This is a genomic window from Methanobrevibacter sp. (assembly GCF_045644645.1).
Taxonomy (GTDB): domain Archaea; phylum Methanobacteriota; class Methanobacteria; order Methanobacteriales; family Methanobacteriaceae; genus Methanocatella.
In genome coordinates this window covers 1-15,498 of sequence record NZ_JAZRHE010000168.1, presented here as the reverse complement: position 1 = coordinate 15,498, position 15,498 = coordinate 1, and the positions used below count along the sequence as shown (strand labels likewise).

17 protein-coding genes are annotated in these 15,498 nt (G+C 34.2%); 4 read left to right on the top strand and 13 right to left on the bottom strand.

The window, feature by feature from the left end; translation table 11 throughout:
* Window positions 1–49: 49 nt before the first annotated feature.
* The 7 genes from ACKI4K_RS10675 to ACKI4K_RS10645 all read right to left on the bottom strand — a co-directional run bounded on the left by ACKI4K_RS10675 (window position 50) and on the right by ACKI4K_RS10645 (window position 6,269).
* Window positions 50–1,180, bottom strand: coding sequence for a zinc ribbon domain-containing protein (locus ACKI4K_RS10675; protein ID WP_407424863.1), 1,131 nt, complete (start codon window positions 1,178–1,180; stop codon window positions 50–52).
* 90 nt (window positions 1,181–1,270) lie between these two features.
* On the bottom strand, window positions 1,271–2,785 hold the full coding sequence (locus ACKI4K_RS10670; RefSeq protein WP_407424862.1) for a helicase HerA-like domain-containing protein: 1,515 nt from the start codon (window positions 2,783–2,785) through the stop codon (window positions 1,271–1,273).
* Window positions 2,786–2,797: 12 nt separating this feature from the next.
* Window positions 2,798–3,865 carry a DNA double-strand break repair nuclease NurA gene (locus ACKI4K_RS10665; protein ID WP_407424861.1) on the bottom strand — a complete coding sequence of 356 codons (1,068 nt, stop codon included), beginning with the start codon at window positions 3,863–3,865 and terminating at the stop codon, window positions 2,798–2,800.
* A 55-nt stretch (window positions 3,866–3,920) separates the two neighbouring features.
* Window positions 3,921–4,673, bottom strand: coding sequence for a geranylgeranylglyceryl/heptaprenylglyceryl phosphate synthase (locus ACKI4K_RS10660; RefSeq protein ID WP_407424860.1), 753 nt, complete (start codon window positions 4,671–4,673; stop codon window positions 3,921–3,923).
* Window positions 4,674–4,778: 105 nt separating this feature from the next.
* Window positions 4,779–4,925, bottom strand: a complete 147-nt coding sequence (locus ACKI4K_RS10655) for a 50S ribosomal protein L40e (protein WP_292608188.1) — start codon at window positions 4,923–4,925, stop codon at window positions 4,779–4,781.
* Window positions 4,926–5,103: 178 nt separating this feature from the next.
* Window positions 5,104–5,616 carry a DUF367 family protein gene (locus tag ACKI4K_RS10650; protein ID WP_407424859.1) on the bottom strand — a complete coding sequence of 171 codons (513 nt, stop codon included), beginning with the start codon at window positions 5,614–5,616 and terminating at the stop codon, window positions 5,104–5,106.
* Entirely contained in the window at window positions 5,613–6,269 is a 657-nt protein-coding gene (locus ACKI4K_RS10645; protein ID WP_407424858.1) for a hypothetical protein, read from the bottom strand. The genes ACKI4K_RS10650 and ACKI4K_RS10645 overlap by 4 nt, the downstream gene beginning before the upstream one ends.
* 151 nt (window positions 6,270–6,420) lie before the next feature.
* Here ACKI4K_RS10645 and ACKI4K_RS10640 point away from each other — a divergent pair, with 151 nt between their 5' ends.
* Window positions 6,421–6,954 (top strand): nicotinamide-nucleotide adenylyltransferase, encoded by a 534-nt coding sequence (locus ACKI4K_RS10640; protein WP_407424857.1) that lies wholly within the window; start codon window positions 6,421–6,423, stop codon window positions 6,952–6,954.
* 49 nt (window positions 6,955–7,003) lie between these two features.
* Entirely contained in the window at window positions 7,004–7,441 is a 438-nt protein-coding gene (locus ACKI4K_RS10635; protein ID WP_407424856.1) for a molybdenum cofactor biosynthesis protein MoaE, read from the top strand.
* A gap of 154 nt (window positions 7,442–7,595) precedes the next feature.
* Here the strand turns inward: ACKI4K_RS10635 and ACKI4K_RS10630 are convergent, their stop codons facing one another.
* Window positions 7,596–7,802, bottom strand: coding sequence for a molybdopterin-binding protein (locus ACKI4K_RS10630; RefSeq protein WP_407424855.1), 207 nt, complete (start codon window positions 7,800–7,802; stop codon window positions 7,596–7,598).
* A gap of 262 nt (window positions 7,803–8,064) precedes the next feature.
* On the opposite strand from ACKI4K_RS10630, the gene tsaA reads away from it, so the two are divergent.
* The gene (gene tsaA, locus ACKI4K_RS10625) at window positions 8,065–8,550 is read left to right on the top strand and encodes a tRNA (N6-threonylcarbamoyladenosine(37)-N6)-methyltransferase TrmO (RefSeq protein ID WP_407424854.1); all 486 of its coding nucleotides are present in this window, start codon (window positions 8,065–8,067) and stop codon (window positions 8,548–8,550) included.
* 8 nt (window positions 8,551–8,558) lie between these two features.
* Here tsaA and ACKI4K_RS10620 read toward each other — a convergent pair whose 3' ends face one another.
* The 3 genes from ACKI4K_RS10620 to ACKI4K_RS10610 all read right to left on the bottom strand — a co-directional run bounded on the left by ACKI4K_RS10620 (window position 8,559) and on the right by ACKI4K_RS10610 (window position 11,685).
* Window positions 8,559–9,416 (bottom strand): hypothetical protein, encoded by an 858-nt coding sequence (locus ACKI4K_RS10620; protein ID WP_407424853.1) that lies wholly within the window; start codon window positions 9,414–9,416, stop codon window positions 8,559–8,561.
* A gap of 61 nt (window positions 9,417–9,477) precedes the next feature.
* Window positions 9,478–10,506 carry a M42 family metallopeptidase gene (locus tag ACKI4K_RS10615; protein ID WP_407424852.1) on the bottom strand — a complete coding sequence of 343 codons (1,029 nt, stop codon included), beginning with the start codon at window positions 10,504–10,506 and terminating at the stop codon, window positions 9,478–9,480.
* A gap of 105 nt (window positions 10,507–10,611) precedes the next feature.
* Entirely contained in the window at window positions 10,612–11,685 is a 1,074-nt protein-coding gene (locus ACKI4K_RS10610; protein ID WP_407424851.1) for a Coenzyme F420 hydrogenase/dehydrogenase, beta subunit C-terminal domain, read from the bottom strand.
* A 250-nt stretch (window positions 11,686–11,935) separates the two neighbouring features.
* Here ACKI4K_RS10610 and ACKI4K_RS10605 point away from each other — a divergent pair, with 250 nt between their 5' ends.
* Window positions 11,936–12,694, top strand: coding sequence for a ferredoxin (locus ACKI4K_RS10605; RefSeq protein WP_407424850.1), 759 nt, complete (start codon window positions 11,936–11,938; stop codon window positions 12,692–12,694).
* Here the strand turns inward: ACKI4K_RS10605 and ACKI4K_RS10600 are convergent.
* Together ACKI4K_RS10600 and ACKI4K_RS10595 are read right to left on the bottom strand one after the other, a co-directional pair.
* The gene (locus ACKI4K_RS10600; RefSeq protein ID WP_407424849.1) at window positions 12,689–14,191 is read right to left on the bottom strand and encodes a HEAT repeat domain-containing protein; all 1,503 of its coding nucleotides are present in this window, start codon (window positions 14,189–14,191) and stop codon (window positions 12,689–12,691) included. The genes ACKI4K_RS10605 and ACKI4K_RS10600 overlap by 6 nt on opposite strands.
* Window positions 14,192–15,235, bottom strand: coding sequence for a ribonuclease H-like domain-containing protein (locus tag ACKI4K_RS10595; RefSeq protein WP_407424848.1), 1,044 nt, complete (start codon window positions 15,233–15,235; stop codon window positions 14,192–14,194). It lies immediately after the preceding gene.
* Window positions 15,236–15,498 lie beyond the last annotated feature (263 nt).

The following is a 15,498-nucleotide window of genomic DNA, read 5'->3' as shown; positions in this document are numbered from 1 at the left end:
AAAAAAGGAAAATGAAATAGTTATGAATACTAATATTCACAATACGCGCTTAATCATAATTTTTTACAGAATCGATCAAATCCTCCATATCACCAAGCAAATCTTTAACATTCCCATCATCAGATTTGCTCATATTTAATACTAACTCATCAGTTAAATCATCTATTTTATCTATTAATGATTTTAGAACTTCCATTCGTGATTTTATTTCATCATCCACTCTTTTTGAATCATCAGATGCCAGGTCAATAATTGATTGAATAGAATCTGCCTTTTCGTTGAATAGCTTGGTGCAATTATCAACCGCAGTGATAAATCTGTTATAGGTCAATTGCGGAGGTTCGAAGCGCTTTGCGATTAAATCTCTCAAGTGGTTCTCTTTAGTATCGTATTCCTCTTTCAATTCATTGAGCTGGGACTGGTACACAGCAAATTCAGATTTTTCCCCAGCGACTTTTGGAGCAACTTCAACGTCGACCCTTTTCTCCTCAACTTTTTTCTCCTCAACTTTTGGAGCAACCTGAGGCTTAGGCTTTGCAGTTACCTTTTTGGGTGTTGGATTATTATTCGTCAATTTATGGATTGCATAACCGATTACGGATGCAGGTATTGCAAACATAATACCGATAGCCACACATACTAAAAGAGAGGATGTGGGGGCGAATGAAGTCAAAGATGTAAAAAACAGGAATATTAAAAGAGTTATTATTTTTGTTTTTGAATATACGAACTCGCCTGTTTTCTTATTCTGCCAACACAATAGCGCATTCTTCAAATCTTCAACCAAACCATAATCATTATGATTCAATACATTATCCGATGGCTTGTCATTACCCAATATCTTATGAATACAGAACCCAATCAGATAAAAAAACGCGGTGAAGATCAAACCTATAATAAGCACCGCCACGGGAGGGCCGGTGAACATGCTTAAAACAAATACAGCAAATGTTAAGAAAGATATTAATTTAGTTTTTGAGAATATGTAACTCCCATCATAATTCCAATAGAATAATTTATGTACCCAATCACTATTTTGAGACACTTTTTTAGTTGGAATTGAAGAAGATTTGTTTGAAACTGGATTTGCTTGTCTGAATTTATTTAATCCGCAATCCGGACAGAATTTAACATAATCGTCCACAGCTTTCCCACAGTTTTCACAGATTTTTTTAGACATTTGTTTTCTCCAAAATTAATCGTTAATATATTGTTAAAAAAGGATATATAAATATTTTTAAAGATGAGAAATATTAAAAGAAATAATGGATTAATAGTTATAACCCATCTCCATGCTTTCCTGTTCCTGACGTTCTATTTCCTTCTCTTCCTTTTGCTTGATATCTGCAAAATGGGAAACTATATCCATATCCTCCCCATGAAGACGTCCCTTAAACTCATCAATCTTAACAAGAGTAGGTACCTTACTCATCAGACCCAATACAATAGCTTCACCTACATTCAAAGAGGGCAATTGGTTAACCAAATCCTGAGACAGGCTTTCACTGGCCGATTGCACATGCCTCTGGTCTTCAGGTTCAACGAGTCTTAATATGATCATATTATTCATTTGAGACAATGCATCATGGTCAACTGTTTTTGGAGATTGGCTTACCAGGCATAAGCCCAATCCAAATTTACGGCCTTCCCTTGCAATTCTTTGAATCCAACGTTTTGAATCCGAATCACGCTTTTTGGGAGCCAAAATATGAGCTTCCTCTAAAATGAAAAATACTGAATTTTCCATCAATTCCTCTTTATTTCCGCTGTGGGCTGCATCTTTACTTCTTTGAAGTGAATTTCTTAGAATATGACTTACAAGAACTGTAGCCACATATTCATCAACCTGACTTAAATCCAAGACATTGACATGGGAGTGCTTGATGTTAGATATGATATTTGGAGCATTTTGATAAAATAGCTTGGAGTATTTGAGTTTAGCATCATTAATTTTATTCATAACATCCACAACAGACTTGTCGATTTTGCCGTCTTCATCATTCAATCCAGATTTATCCTCCAAATAATCATACATTAAATCTAAAAAGTCAATGATCTTTTCAGTCCCTTCACTGAGCTTTTCATTTGCATGAATAAATGCTTCTCTAAAGTGTCTTTCCTGGATAACTGCATTGTTTGGAATGTTCATTAGCTTTTTAATTTCATAGAATTCCATATATTTCGGATTGATTTTAGGTTTGATGACATTAACATCCCCATTAGGGAAGTTTGCACCAACATATTCCCCATGCATGTCAAATACAAAAATTGGAACGCTATAACCCAGTAACTGGTCTATCAAAACGGAAACGGTATTGGATTTGCCTGCACCGGTCATGGCCAGTATTGCCAAATGTCTTGATAGGATGGGGTTTGCTTCAACATTAACGTCAACATCACCTTGATTAACAAGACAACCTAATTTGATGGGGTTTTTAACATCAAATATCTCATTTAAAGTATCCTTGTCAGCCAATTGAATTTCAGTTCCCGGAAGAACGGGAGTCCTAGGCAACTTTAAGTTATCATTAACATCACCCAGGATTTTTACCTTGCCGCGAATATAGTTGTCATCAACGCCAAGTCTGGAAATCTTTTGAATAGCTTTAAAATCATTGATGTCTACATTTAAGGCATCATTACCCCTTATTAAATTTTCAATCATTCCTAAAACTTTCTTTCCATCGTATTCTATTGTAACATATTCGCCCACTTTTGGCATTTTATCAGAGATAAAAGTAACTTCCGAAAGGGATGTTTCACCTACACAAATTCCAACTACCATCTTAAAACCTCACTATAACATTTCCCTGTTTGTTGTTTCATAAACCTTGGCAATTTTTAACAATTCCTTAATATTTCTATCAGTGATGACGACATCATTGTGTGCTTTATTGAGCAGATACGGATAGCCCTGAACTGATAGCATATTAATCTTTTCTAAAACCTTAATTACATCACCAATAGATGCCTTATAAGGCAATTCCACTTTTAAAACATTTTTATTATCCTGCAACCTCACATAAAAGACCGTGAATTGCAATTGTTTGAAAAAATCATTGAAATATGGAAAGGCCGCATTTTTATATACGCGCCGATAATCAATTTTTGATATGCCCTGCTTTTTATCGGTTAACTGATCTAAAATTGAAATGTCGGGAATATTCCATTTGAACAAGTCATTGTCTGAAGACGTTTTTGATATTGAGATTATTTTCTTTTTATTTTCTAAAAGTTCCTTCAATAGAATAATCTTTTCTATAGACGCCAGATGTAAATCAAAATCTTCCTTATCCTTAAAGTCTTCATTTACACTTACATCAACCAATACCTTATCTTTTATTTGTGGAAATACAAATCCATACGGAGTTATTTCAAGCCTTCTTTTAAATTCATTTAGAAGTGCATCATCAAGATTGTCCCTGATTTTGGCTGGAAGTTCCGCACCCCTCGGATAGGCATTTTCCAAATCTCCCAAAATGGATCCGTCAAATAAATAGTAATCAACATCATATTCATTAATGGCCCTGAGTGCGCATCTGAGTTCTAATATGGACATGTAATTGCTTAAAAGCTCATCCAAAAATGAGATGTGGCTTACTTCAATTATGTCCGAATCATCGATCTTTTTTATTTCACCATCGTAAATGATGGATTCGGCACCGACAGCGCAGAAATTGCTTTTTAAAAATTTCTTTTTGTTAAAGCTTCCGTCTCCTGCTGCAATAGAAAAATCATCAGAACTTTCTTTAAATTCTCTGGAAAACCAATTGGCTTCCAGTTGAGATTCCAGATTATTATCTGATTCAATATCTTGGATAAATCCTCTTTTAGCGATGGCCTTTTCATACAGTGAATTTAACATAATATTTCCTATGTTAATTGATATTAAAAAAAAATATGGTGAGAGCAGTTGAAAACTACTCCAGTGAAGCTTTTCTGATAGCTCCGGTCAATTCTTGAATCTTAGCCTGAACATCATCAACTTCTTCAACTACAGTGCCGGTTACAATAATGTCTCCACCAGCTTTTGCAGCCATATATGCCGCTTTGCCGTCGCGAATTCCTCCGCCAACAACAAGTATGTTTTTTGGAGCTGCTTTTTTAGAGTATGCAACCATTTCCGGAGGGATCGGCTCTTCGACTCCGGAACCTGCCTCAAGATAGAAAAACTTAATTCCGAACAGCTCGGCAGACATCGCATAAACAGCAGGTATCTTAGGTTTGTTTCTAGGCACCAGATTGGCATCTCCAACCCATCCTACAGTTCCTCCCGGTGCAATGACCATATAATGCATAGGTAAGATTTCCATTCCGGATGCTTTTACGGCAGGTGCTGCTATTGCTTGAGCGCCATTAATCCAATGAGGATTTCTGGAGTTGACATAACTCATGTAAAAAATCGCATCAGCATATTTACTTACACTACTTGTATTGCCGGGGAAGATAATAATCGGTACGGCAATGTTTTCAGACAAGATTTTACAGGTGTTATCTACATCATCACCATTTACAGTTGATCCCCCAATCATGATTCCATCAGTTCCGCCTTCAATAGCTGCAGTAGCTATTTCCAAAGCCTCTTCAGGGGTTTGTTCGTCAGGGTCAATTAAAGTGAAATGTAATTTTCTTGTTTTCAAAATATCTCTAATATAATTTTCAACGTCCTTCATAAGAATACCTAAAATAAGATTTATAAAAAATAATATATTAAATTAATTGTTTTTTAAAAGAAATATGAAATAAAAAAATAATAAAAAAAAGTAGAGATAATAAATCTATCCCCTTGGTTCTTTAGCTTTAAATCTTAAACCTTTGTAACCACATTTTCTGCAAGTTGTTGCAGCAGCAGGGTTACGAGCATTACATTTTAAGCAGATTTTTACATTGAACATTCTGTTTTCTGCTTCTTCAAATCTTGCCATTAATAACTCCTCCTATAATCATGAAAACTGTAAATTAATTAAAATAACATGTTATGAAATAAAATGAGAAATTTCACTTTTCATAACTATTAATAAATTATATAACATTAATAGTATTTAAAGGTTTAGTTAAAAACACCCTAAATTAAAAAATTATGTAATAAAAATTAAATTAATATCAATCTGACTCAAGGAATTCATTTTGAACTTTAACTACTTCCGCACTGGTATCCGCTTCACTGTAAGCTTCAAGTAAATCATGATTCAGTTCTAAAAAGGTATGCCCCCATTTAAAACCGTCCATTATTTTACGGGCTTCATCCTTAAAGCGAGTGATATATAATGTGGCGGAAATAGCTTCAACGGTTGACAATATGCAGGGTTTTCCATAATTGACGGGATTTGTCGCTATCAAAAATGGAAGTGACCTGTGGTATTTTGAAAGGGAAAAGAACTTTTTGGACTTTGAAACCTCATTCCAAGAGCAGTCAAGCCCTACAATTCCCCTTCTCTGAACATGCCTATAATCTTCAAATGAAACGGCCTTATCTGCATATGGGTTCAATACAATAGCTCCGCCGGGTATCTTATTGATATTGTAAACCAATTTGCATTTGCCCAGTTTTTCCATTTTAATGGATGTGCATTTTTTTCTGTCACACTCATCTGCATGGAAAACCGTTATTTTCATTTACCTTCCCCTTGGAGTGCAGAAGCATTGCCCGCCTTGTATTGGTGGACAAGATCCATTTGTTTTGCAAAATCTGATTCGGATAGTCCGAACTGATCATTAATTGCTGGAACGTTGCTGCTTTCTTTTAAAGTCAGGCTTTCAAGCAAAGGCTCCACATAACTCTTATATGGCTCTCCAAATGCATTCAATGATACATTTAAATCAGTTTTAGAATCAATAATCATGTAAACCAAATAACCCTGTTTTTCATGTTGGCATTGACAGATGATTATGCTCAGCTTTTTATTTGTATCATTGCCCTGGATTGCCTGAGTGAAATAGATATTCCAATCATTTCCATTGAATGTACGATGCTCAGGGTTTGAAACTCCCTGCACATAATAAATATCCATTAAAGCGGTGGAATTATCCACAGTTGAAACATTATATGTAATTGCATGTTGACTATCCTCATAGGATTGCATGAAATCAGAGGAGTTGTTTGCTAACTTAACATCACCTGTAAAAGCACCTTCCATAAATGCGTTGCTAAATGAAGTTGTAGGTCCTTTTTCCGTTTTATTTAACATGCCAGTAGCAAAAATTGCGCCAAGAATAACAACGATTGCCACAATCACCACTGCGATTATAATTAAATTTTTATTTTCCATTATATGAAAACTCCATAATTTATTATAATAATTTTAGTAAATTCTCTTTAATATAAGTTTAGTTTAATCAAAAAAGTATTTTTATGACAAAAAATAAAGATTAATAATAAAAATTACTCGGTAGAATTAAAACCTTATATTAAGTGATATCATGGATAAAATTCGTGGAATTTTAATTGGTAGAATGCAACCTGTCCATAATGGACATATCCAAGTTATTAACAAGATTTTGGAAGAGGTAGATGAGATAATCATCGGAATCGGCAGTGCCCAGTTAAGTCATGAACTGAAAGACCCGTTCACTGCCGGTGAAAGGATAGTGATGATGAATCAGGCACTGGCCGAAAGAGATATTGATCCAAAAAGGTATTATATAATCCCTATGGAAGACATTAATTTCAATGCAATTTGGCCATCCCATGTAAAAATGATGACACCGCCATTTTCAATCGTCTACTCCGGAAATCCTTTAGTCAAACAGCTGTTTCATGAAGAGGGATTTGAGGTTAGGCAGCCCCCATTATATGACCGGCTGCATTTATCCGGGACTGAAGTCAGGCGCAGAATGCTTGAAGGCGAAAACTGGCAAGAGTTGGTTCCAAAGGCAACAGCGGATGTTCTTGCAGAAGTGAATGGCGTTGAAAGATTAAAAAATTTATCCTTAAAGGAAATCAGTGATATATAACAATAGTTATTTATAGCATTAAAATAAATTATAAAAATGGAGAGATAACATGGTCGTACGTATTATCGAATCAAAAGAGGACAAAGTAATAACAGCCGATTTAGTAGCTGAATTAAAAAAGAGCAATAAAATTGATTATTCCGGAGCTATTTTTACTTTTGAAGGAATAGTTCGTGGAAAAGAAGAAAACATGAACCTGAAAAAACTTATTTTAACTACTCCTGATAAAGAAAAAACCCAATCAGAGATTGAAAAGATTGTTGAAAATGCAAAAATAAAATATAATGTTCATGAAATATCCGTTGTTCACTACATTGGCGAATTCTACACCGGAGACTTATTATTTTTAGTTGCAGTTTTGGGCGCGCATAGAAAAGAAACTCTTGACGCATTGAAGGAAGTTATCGAAACTGTAAAATATGAAGTGGAATTCAAAAAAGAAGAAATTTCCGAAGAGGGTACAAAAACCATTCTCGCCGGAGGATAGACCATGATAATGAACATTATCCGAATACTCATATTATTTGTAATTATTTATGCGGTATTAAAAAATTTAAAAACACTTTTAAAAGCAGCTTTGGTAGTATTTGTAATATTGCTATTGTTAGGAATAGCAGGATTTTAATCCTACTACTTCCAACCTATTTTCCTATGATTATTTCAGTGGATTTGATGATAGCAGTTACATCATCGCCTTCAGCCAGACCTAACTTTTCAGCAGACTCTTTAGTAATGACTGCAGTAATAACATTAGGTTCACTAATCTCGATTTTGACATTTGCCATTACAGCACCAAGTTCAACACCAGTAATTTTACCATTTAATTGATTTCTTGCACTAAGTTTCATTTTGAATCACCTTATGAGTTATAATCAAAAGTATATCGAACTGAATATATAAACATTTCGATTTTTTATTTTTAACTAAATTTTATATAAACTGGATTAAATTATGAAACATGCATTAAAAAATAGGATAATAATAAAAATTAAAATATATGATTAAATAATTATATTAATAATAAATATATTACATTTCATTAGATTTTATCGATATTGCATTATTTCAATTCAAAAAAATTTATTAATCATGACACAACAAAATATAATTATGAAAATCGAAATGGAATCAATAGGCACCATTCATACCGAATTTACGGAAATTGAAGGAATGCCAATTCAACCGACCGGAGCTAAAGGAATACCTGGAACAATAGAAATCAAAGAGGAATATGCTGATGGGCTAAAAGATCTTGAAGGCTTCTCGCATATACACATATTATATTTGCTTCACAAAGTTGAAGGTTACATGCTTGATGTAAAACCGTTTATGGACAATAACACCCATGGAGTTTTCGCAACAAGGTCCCCCAAAAGACCAAACCGCATTGGAATGAGTGTTGTTAAAGTTAAAAAAGTTGAAGGAAATAAGGTGTTTGTTGAGAATATTGATGTTCTGGATGGAACACCACTTTTAGACATCAAACCATATGTGCCGCAACTGTATGAGGATACAATTGATGAACTAAAGATTGGATGGTTTGAAACTAAACACCAAAAAGCAAAATCACAAAAATCAGACGACAGATTCAAATAATCCATCATCTATTTTGAATCTGACAATTCTAATTTTAGCTCATATAAAAAGTCTTCAATAATGATATCCTTTAAATCCTTATTTTCACATTTAAAATCAATGAAAGAACCTTGGGGATTATCGAGATTTAATTCGGATACCAGTTCCATTAAATCGTCATATGATAAATTCTTTAAATCGGCATATTCCCTTGTATACTGACAGATTATATCCTTCAAATTTAGGTTTTCATCCCAGATCCCGCCATATTTTCTAATGTTGATATGGGCATTATCATATTTTTGGTCAAATGCCTCCTTATTGCTGACAATCAGGTCTTTGGCCATGGCAAGCTTTAGGTCTCTGACAAACTCATCTTCATCAGCACCATTGGAAATGTAAAGGTCCTTTTGAGAACTATTCAGCTTATCTAAAAATTTGTCATCCCTAAAATAAAACATGGAATGTTTAACAGGAGGCAAACATTCATAGCCGCATTCCCCATGTTTCTCAAATGGCTGTAGGGCATGCATTATCATCAGTTCTGTGAATGAGATATCCCCGATATAATCGACAAGTTCGGGATACTTATCCAAAGTCAATTTATCAACATCCCTATAGGTTGGAGCGCAACCTAACTTCTGACCTCTAAAACAGATGAAAAATGTCCTATCCATATCTATTGATTCAAAATATTTGCGGATAGACCTGCATTGGGCCAATTCATTTTTGGACATGGAAAAGATTAAATCATTATACTCCAAATTGACATCATGACTTCTACAGATTTCCTTTAAATCCGGAACCACATGTTTAATGAAGTAATAGTGTTCAGCAAACATGTCCGGAATGGTACTGACAATCATTATTGTAATATTATTGCGCATATTGAAAACACCGAGATTATATTTAACATCCTAAATGTAAAAAAAAGAAAAGATATGAAAGCTATAGGTTGTTTATAGCTTCAGTGATCAATTGAATAGTTGATTCAATGTCGTCCATACTGCATACACTTACAGGAGTGTGGATGTAACGAGTGGGAACAGACAGAACACCGGTTGGAATTCCCTCACGGGTCAAGTGGATTGCAGTTCCGTCAGTTGTTCCGCCATCACTCACTTCCAATTGATAATCAATGTCATTTTCATCACCCGCTTTAATGAGCATGTCTTTTACGGATTGCTGAGTCAAGATACCTCTACCGCTCGCATCCGCCAAAATAATGGCAGGACCTTTACCCATAACTACAGGCGCTTCTTCCGGTTTGATTCCAGGATGGTCACCGGATAAAGTGACATCAAGAGCAATAGCCAAATCAGGATTTAATTTGAATGATGAAGTTTTAGCTCCTTTTAAACCCACTTCTTCCTGTACAGTACCTACACCATAAACTGTAGCTCTGGTTTCAACTCTTTTTAAAACTTCCATCATTACATAACAGCCTACACGATTGTCCAAGGCTTTACCCATAATCAAATTGTTTGGATATTCAGCGAATAAAGCATTAAAGGTCATTTTATCCCCAATACGAACCATTTTTTCTGCTTCTTCCTTGTCTTTTGCTCCAATGTCAATAAACATGTCGTCAGCTTTGACAACCTTGTTTTTCTCTTCAGGTTTAGTAACGTGAGGAGGTTTTGAACCAATTACACCTACAACATCCTCACCAAATGATGAGTGAACTGTTACAGTCTGATTCATTAACATCTGGTCATTGATTCCGCCAATGTTGGAAAACTTAATAAAACCGTTATCGTCTATGTATCTTACCATTAAACCTATCTCATCCATATGGGCTGCAAGCATTACTTTAGGTGCTTTTTTCTCACCTTTTTTGGTTGCAATTAAGTTTCCCATACTGTCAGTTTCAATAGTGTCCGCCACATCTTTTAATTCGCGTGTAATAATTTTAGCTATTTCTTCTTCACTACCAGATACCCCTGGCGCCAAAGAAAGCTCTCTCATTAATTCCATCGTATCACCAAATTATTTTTTAAACTTAATAATATAAATAGTTTCTAAAAATTAAGATAAATAATTTTGCATAAAAAAAGAAGAAGACATGTAATAAATACATATCTAGTTGTTTAAGGCTTTAAATCCGATTGGTGTGGTACTGTATTTTGTTCCGGCTGCAGTAATTACATCCTGAACTGAAGAAGTGAGTTTTGATTGCGGTCTCCAAGGTGCATCTTTATCTTCTCCAACAACAGATACCTGGTCTACAATATTATTTTCAAGCAGATATACTAAAATAGCTGAAACAACACCACCATCCTGACCTATGATGGAATCCGCCTTTACGGAATAAATATCAAGATAGTTTCCAAGGGGTTTTTCATCAATATCGCTCGGATATATTTCTTCACTGATGAATGTTCTAGGACATGCAAAGTAACATGCATGACAGTCCTCTTCACATTCCTTTTTGGCCACAGGTTTTCTGTGGTTTATCTGAATTGAATCAATAGGACATACATATTCACAGGCTCCGCACAGTACACATGAACCGACACTTATCACATCATTTTGCAAGTTTTCAAATTGACACAAACTGCATTCGGCAATGAATTCCTCTTCCGTTACTGCCCTTTTAGATAAGACCGGCCTTGCCACAGCTTCCCTTTTTTTGAATCTTTTTGTGTTTCTTGTGATTTTCTGATTGGCTATTTTTTCCAAAAGGTTTAGGCCTTGAGTTGAGATTTCATCAACTGCAATATATCCCTTTTCAATAGCATCCTCAATGATTTGCCTTCCTTTTTTAGACCTGACAATAACGGTTGAATACCCGCTAGGTGAACCTACCGAACCAACGGAAATATCCGCTGCGTCTGATGTATAATCTGTACAAACATGACAGTTTTTACGTGTAAAAGGTTCTGTTTCTGCAATTGGAATTTTAAACACAGTCCCATCAATCAGGTTTGCAATGAATTTGCCTTTTTCTATTCTGAATTCCTTGACTTCATACAATTCAATGCCCTGCTGTTTTAGATATTTTTCCAAATAGGAATATGAAAAGTTTTCCATGCAGAATAAACCTATTTTCACGTCAATAGGTGATCCGCCTGTCTGTTTTTCGTATTTATTGATTTTTGTTGCAGCTAGTATCTGGCATGGGGTTCCAACCATAGCCGTTTTAATTTCACTCACTTTTTACACCTCGGTTAAATACGTCGGAAGGTTACTTCCTACATACTAATTTTGACATTTTATATATTTAAAGCTTTTCAAAAAAATGAACAAAACCAACAATAATCAACATACCCCATCAAAATAGTTTAAAATTGAAAAATAAATAAAAATTAAATTAAACAAAAATGCAATAAAATACAAAAAATTTAAAATTAATATTCGAAATTTTTAAGTTATTTAATTAATATAATATTTAATCGGTGATACAATGTCAAAAATCATAAAAATTTTTTTCAGCCCTTCACAAACAACAAGAAAAGTAGTGGAACAGCTTGCAAGCAATTTCGATGGTGATGGCGAAACCTACGATTTACTGAACTTCAATTCTGAAAAGGAGTTCGAAAGAGAGGATATTGCAATTGTTGGAATGCCTGTTTTTGCTGGAAGAATTCCAAAAAGCGGCCGTGAAAGATTATCAAAAATGAAAGGTGAGAATACCAAGGCAATAGCCATTGCAAACTATGGGAATGCGCATGTGACTGATGCACTGCTTGAGCTAGTAACCCTTTTAAAAGAGAATAACTTTGATGTGATTGCCGCAGCAACAACTGTAAGCCACCATTCCATATTTGACGGAGTTGCGGTCGGCAGGCCGGATAGCAGCGATATTGAAAAAATAAATGAATTCGCCCTAAAATGCCTGGAAAAGATAGAATCCAATGAGAGCCTCACTTCACAAATTCCTGGAAATGAAGAGTACACCCCATACAAACAGTTGCCATTTGAAATAAGTTGTGATGAAGGAATCTGTTCATTCTGTTATGACTGCGTTTCGATTTGTCCTGAAAAAGCCATTCCTGATGATGACCCGATAAGCACTAATCTAAATTTGTGCAGCAGATGTACAGCATGCATCAACATCTGTCCGGAAGATGCGCGTTCATTCAGCGGAGATGCCTTTGAAACTAAAAAGCCTGCGTTTGAAAAGGCCAACAGCGAAAGAAAAGAGCCTGAATTTTACTTATAATTTCATCCTCTTTTTCGCTACATTCCTTACATATTCATTATCATCATTGATGGAGACTTCCTTTAAAACTTTTTTACTCATTATATGTTTGACAGCAGCCTCACGAACTCTCCATTGAGTGTCATTTTTAACCACATCGGTTAAGAATTCCTGATTTCTCACTTTTGAAACTGCCCTCACGGAGATATTTTCAGAAATGCCCTGCTCATAAATCTTAATCAAACATTTTTCAACTTTAATTTTATTCAAGGCCTTAAGTGAAAATTCCTCATCTTCATTTGCCAAAACAATCCTGATTAATGTTTCCAGATCATCAATATTATCTAAAGTACTTTTTCTGATGCTTTCCAATTTGGCTTCATTTAAAATTCGAATGAATGACTTTTCATCGGTGATATGCTTCATTGCCTCACTAGCAATATCCTCATGAGTCGAATTAATGGCAATATTTAAAAAATCATTCTCATCAGTTAAATTTGGATTATTGATAGCGTGAGACCTTACAAACTGGTCACTGTCATTTAAGGCGATGTTAATTAAATCTTGAGGGTTTTTAAGATTTTTGACTGCAATCTGGCGTACAAATCTATCATTATCATTATCGATTATTTTTAATAAAGTCCCTTCATCACCAATCTTTTTAACGGCTTCGCTTCTAACAATTTTATCATTATCATTCAAAGCTATCTGACTAAGCAAATCCTCATCATCCAATTTTGTAACTAAATCAAGGCGAACATCAGATTTATCAGATTTTAAAACAATTTCCTTTAATAAATCAACATCATCTATTTTTTCAAAAATCAATGATCTTATCTTTGCATTATCTTCACTCTGAGCTATCTTGGCCAATTTCTCTTCATCGTTGATTTTGTTGATGGCTGCAATTTTGACTCCCTCATCCTTTTCACAAATAGCTACCTTTTTAAGGATGTCCTCATCTGTGAAGCTATCCTTTTCAACAGCCGCTTTTTTAATAGAATTATCATTTGACTTAAAAACCAGGTCTTGCAGTATCTCCGGAGATTCAATCTTTTCGACAGCCTCGTTTCTGTATCTTCTATCATCAGCTTCAATCGCAATCCATTCGAGGGTTTCTTCATCGGCAATTTTTCCAAAAATTTCATCAATATTGGAATTTTTCTTAGTGTTTATCACAATTTCTGCGATTGATTTGTTGTTTTCGCCCAATCTCTCATATGCAAAGCTTCTAACATCAAAGAATTTTGAGTTTTCTGCGGCATCCCACAGCAGATTTTCATCTTTAACCTTATTAATTGCTATTAATCTTATGGCTCTGTCTTTTACATTTTTAGATAAATCCAGCGCCACATATTGATTTGTGATTTTATCGGCTGCTGCTGCTCTTTTATTTCTGTCCTTATCTGTTGTGGCTATTTTTTTCAATAATAACTGATCTTCTTCTATTTCAACATCTTTTGGAATAGGTTTATGTTCTTTTTTATCGTTTTTCTTAAATCTGTCAAAAAGTCCCATTTAATTTACATCCCTATACATTTTCTCTAAAAAAGCTGCGAGCGAAACGATATCCTGCCTATTGTGTTCAATTATAGGTACAATAGGGCCGATATTATTCTGTGATAAATAAGCATCATAATATCCCGGAATATACTGTCCTGGAACATCATCCTGCCTTTCTAGGCCGAAAAATTCTTTTTCAATTGTCTGAAGTTTGCAATTCGGCAAATCATCACTCCATAAATTTTTTGCAAAATACATTAAATCCAAGTGGGGCAAGTCCAAGTTTGCACTAATTCTATTATATGTGCACCTATTCTTAATAAATGGTACATCAAAACTTTTCCCGTTGAATGTTACATGAATAGAATCTTCATCCAAATGAGAAAGATAAGCATCTAAAATTGCATCCTCTTCAGCATAATTTCTTAAAAAGTATTGTGAGGATATTATCTTATTGCCTTTTATCTCGGCAACTCCAATCAATATTATTGGAACATTGGAAAGACCTTTAGTCTCAATATCCATGAATTTAAAGTTTTCACAATCCGTGAGACTAATGCACTTTAACAGATTATCCCTACATTTTTTTGAGTATTTGTTCCTGTCAAGCAAATCCATTATTTCACAGAATGCCATCTCATCAATCCTATCCAAAAACTTGGATGCCATATCCCCGTAATTATTATGGGTTTTAAGGGACTCGATTGTTGAATAACCATTATTCTTAAGAGTTTCCTCTTTTTTAATGCCTATTTTTGGAAGTAACTTTAAATTATGATTTATCTGGTCTTTGAAATTATTATCCTCAATTTTAAAATTGATCTTTTCCTTATTGGTAATCTTTAATGTTTCACCCAAATCTGTTGAAACTACCTCGGAATTTTCAATGTCACTTAAGTTTTTTCCTTCAAAATCCGCCAGCAACCTTCTTTTTAAATCCTCAAAATATAAGGGGGATTTCTCTCTAGCCCTTTGTTTTGCTTCATTTGAAGGATTTCTAGAAGAAATTGAGTTAGCCAACATTTTTTGATAATAATTTTCTTGTTTTTCATTATACATATCTTCATTTTAACTTTTGTAAATCAAATAATATATAACTTTTTAATAAAGTATACTTGAATTTTATTAAATTATAAATAACTTTATATACTTGAAACCATATAATAAATAATTGGCTACAAAGTAGCCTGAGAGATAGATAAAACAGCCAAATTTTAAAATTCATTTCTCTAAAAGCTTGTAAAAACAAGTTGTTAGGTAGGTAATTATTAATAATTATTTCCCTAACCATCCGAAAACTTTTTTTTAAATCAGATAATTAC

Bases quoted from the DNA above. Each gene is read 5' to 3' on its own strand.
- ACKI4K_RS10640 (WP_407424857.1), top strand. From the start codon at position 6,421: ATGGATAAAATTCGTGGAATTTTAATTGGTAGAATGCAACCTGTCCAT.
- ACKI4K_RS10675 (WP_407424863.1), bottom strand. From the start codon at position 1,180: ATGTCTAAAAAAATCTGTGAAAACTGTGGGAAAGCTGTGGACGATTAT.
- ACKI4K_RS10650 (WP_407424859.1), bottom strand. From the start codon at position 5,616: ATGAAAATAACGGTTTTCCATGCAGATGAGTGTGACAGAAAAAAATGC.
- ACKI4K_RS10665 (WP_407424861.1), bottom strand. From the start codon at position 3,865: ATGTTAAATTCACTGTATGAAAAGGCCATCGCTAAAAGAGGATTTATC.
- ACKI4K_RS10600 (WP_407424849.1), bottom strand. From the start codon at position 14,191: ATGGGACTTTTTGACAGATTTAAGAAAAACGATAAAAAAGAACATAAA.
- ACKI4K_RS10605 (WP_407424850.1), top strand. From the start codon at position 11,936: ATGTCAAAAATCATAAAAATTTTTTTCAGCCCTTCACAAACAACAAGA.
- ACKI4K_RS10655 (WP_292608188.1), bottom strand. From the start codon at position 4,925: ATGGCAAGATTTGAAGAAGCAGAAAACAGAATGTTCAATGTAAAAATC.
- ACKI4K_RS10645 (WP_407424858.1), bottom strand. From the start codon at position 6,269: ATGGAAAATAAAAATTTAATTATAATCGCAGTGGTGATTGTGGCAATC.
- ACKI4K_RS10660 (WP_407424860.1), bottom strand. From the start codon at position 4,673: ATGAAGGACGTTGAAAATTATATTAGAGATATTTTGAAAACAAGAAAA.
- ACKI4K_RS10670 (WP_407424862.1), bottom strand. From the start codon at position 2,785: ATGGTAGTTGGAATTTGTGTAGGTGAAACATCCCTTTCGGAAGTTACT.
- ACKI4K_RS10630 (WP_407424855.1), bottom strand. From the start codon at position 7,802: ATGAAACTTAGTGCAAGAAATCAATTAAATGGTAAAATTACTGGTGTT.
- ACKI4K_RS10595 (WP_407424848.1), bottom strand. From the start codon at position 15,235: ATGTATAATGAAAAACAAGAAAATTATTATCAAAAAATGTTGGCTAAC.
- tsaA (WP_407424854.1), top strand. From the start codon at position 8,065: ATGAAAATCGAAATGGAATCAATAGGCACCATTCATACCGAATTTACG.
- ACKI4K_RS10615 (WP_407424852.1), bottom strand. From the start codon at position 10,506: ATGGAATTAATGAGAGAGCTTTCTTTGGCGCCAGGGGTATCTGGTAGT.
- ACKI4K_RS10635 (WP_407424856.1), top strand. From the start codon at position 7,004: ATGGTCGTACGTATTATCGAATCAAAAGAGGACAAAGTAATAACAGCC.
- ACKI4K_RS10620 (WP_407424853.1), bottom strand. From the start codon at position 9,416: ATGCGCAATAATATTACAATAATGATTGTCAGTACCATTCCGGACATG.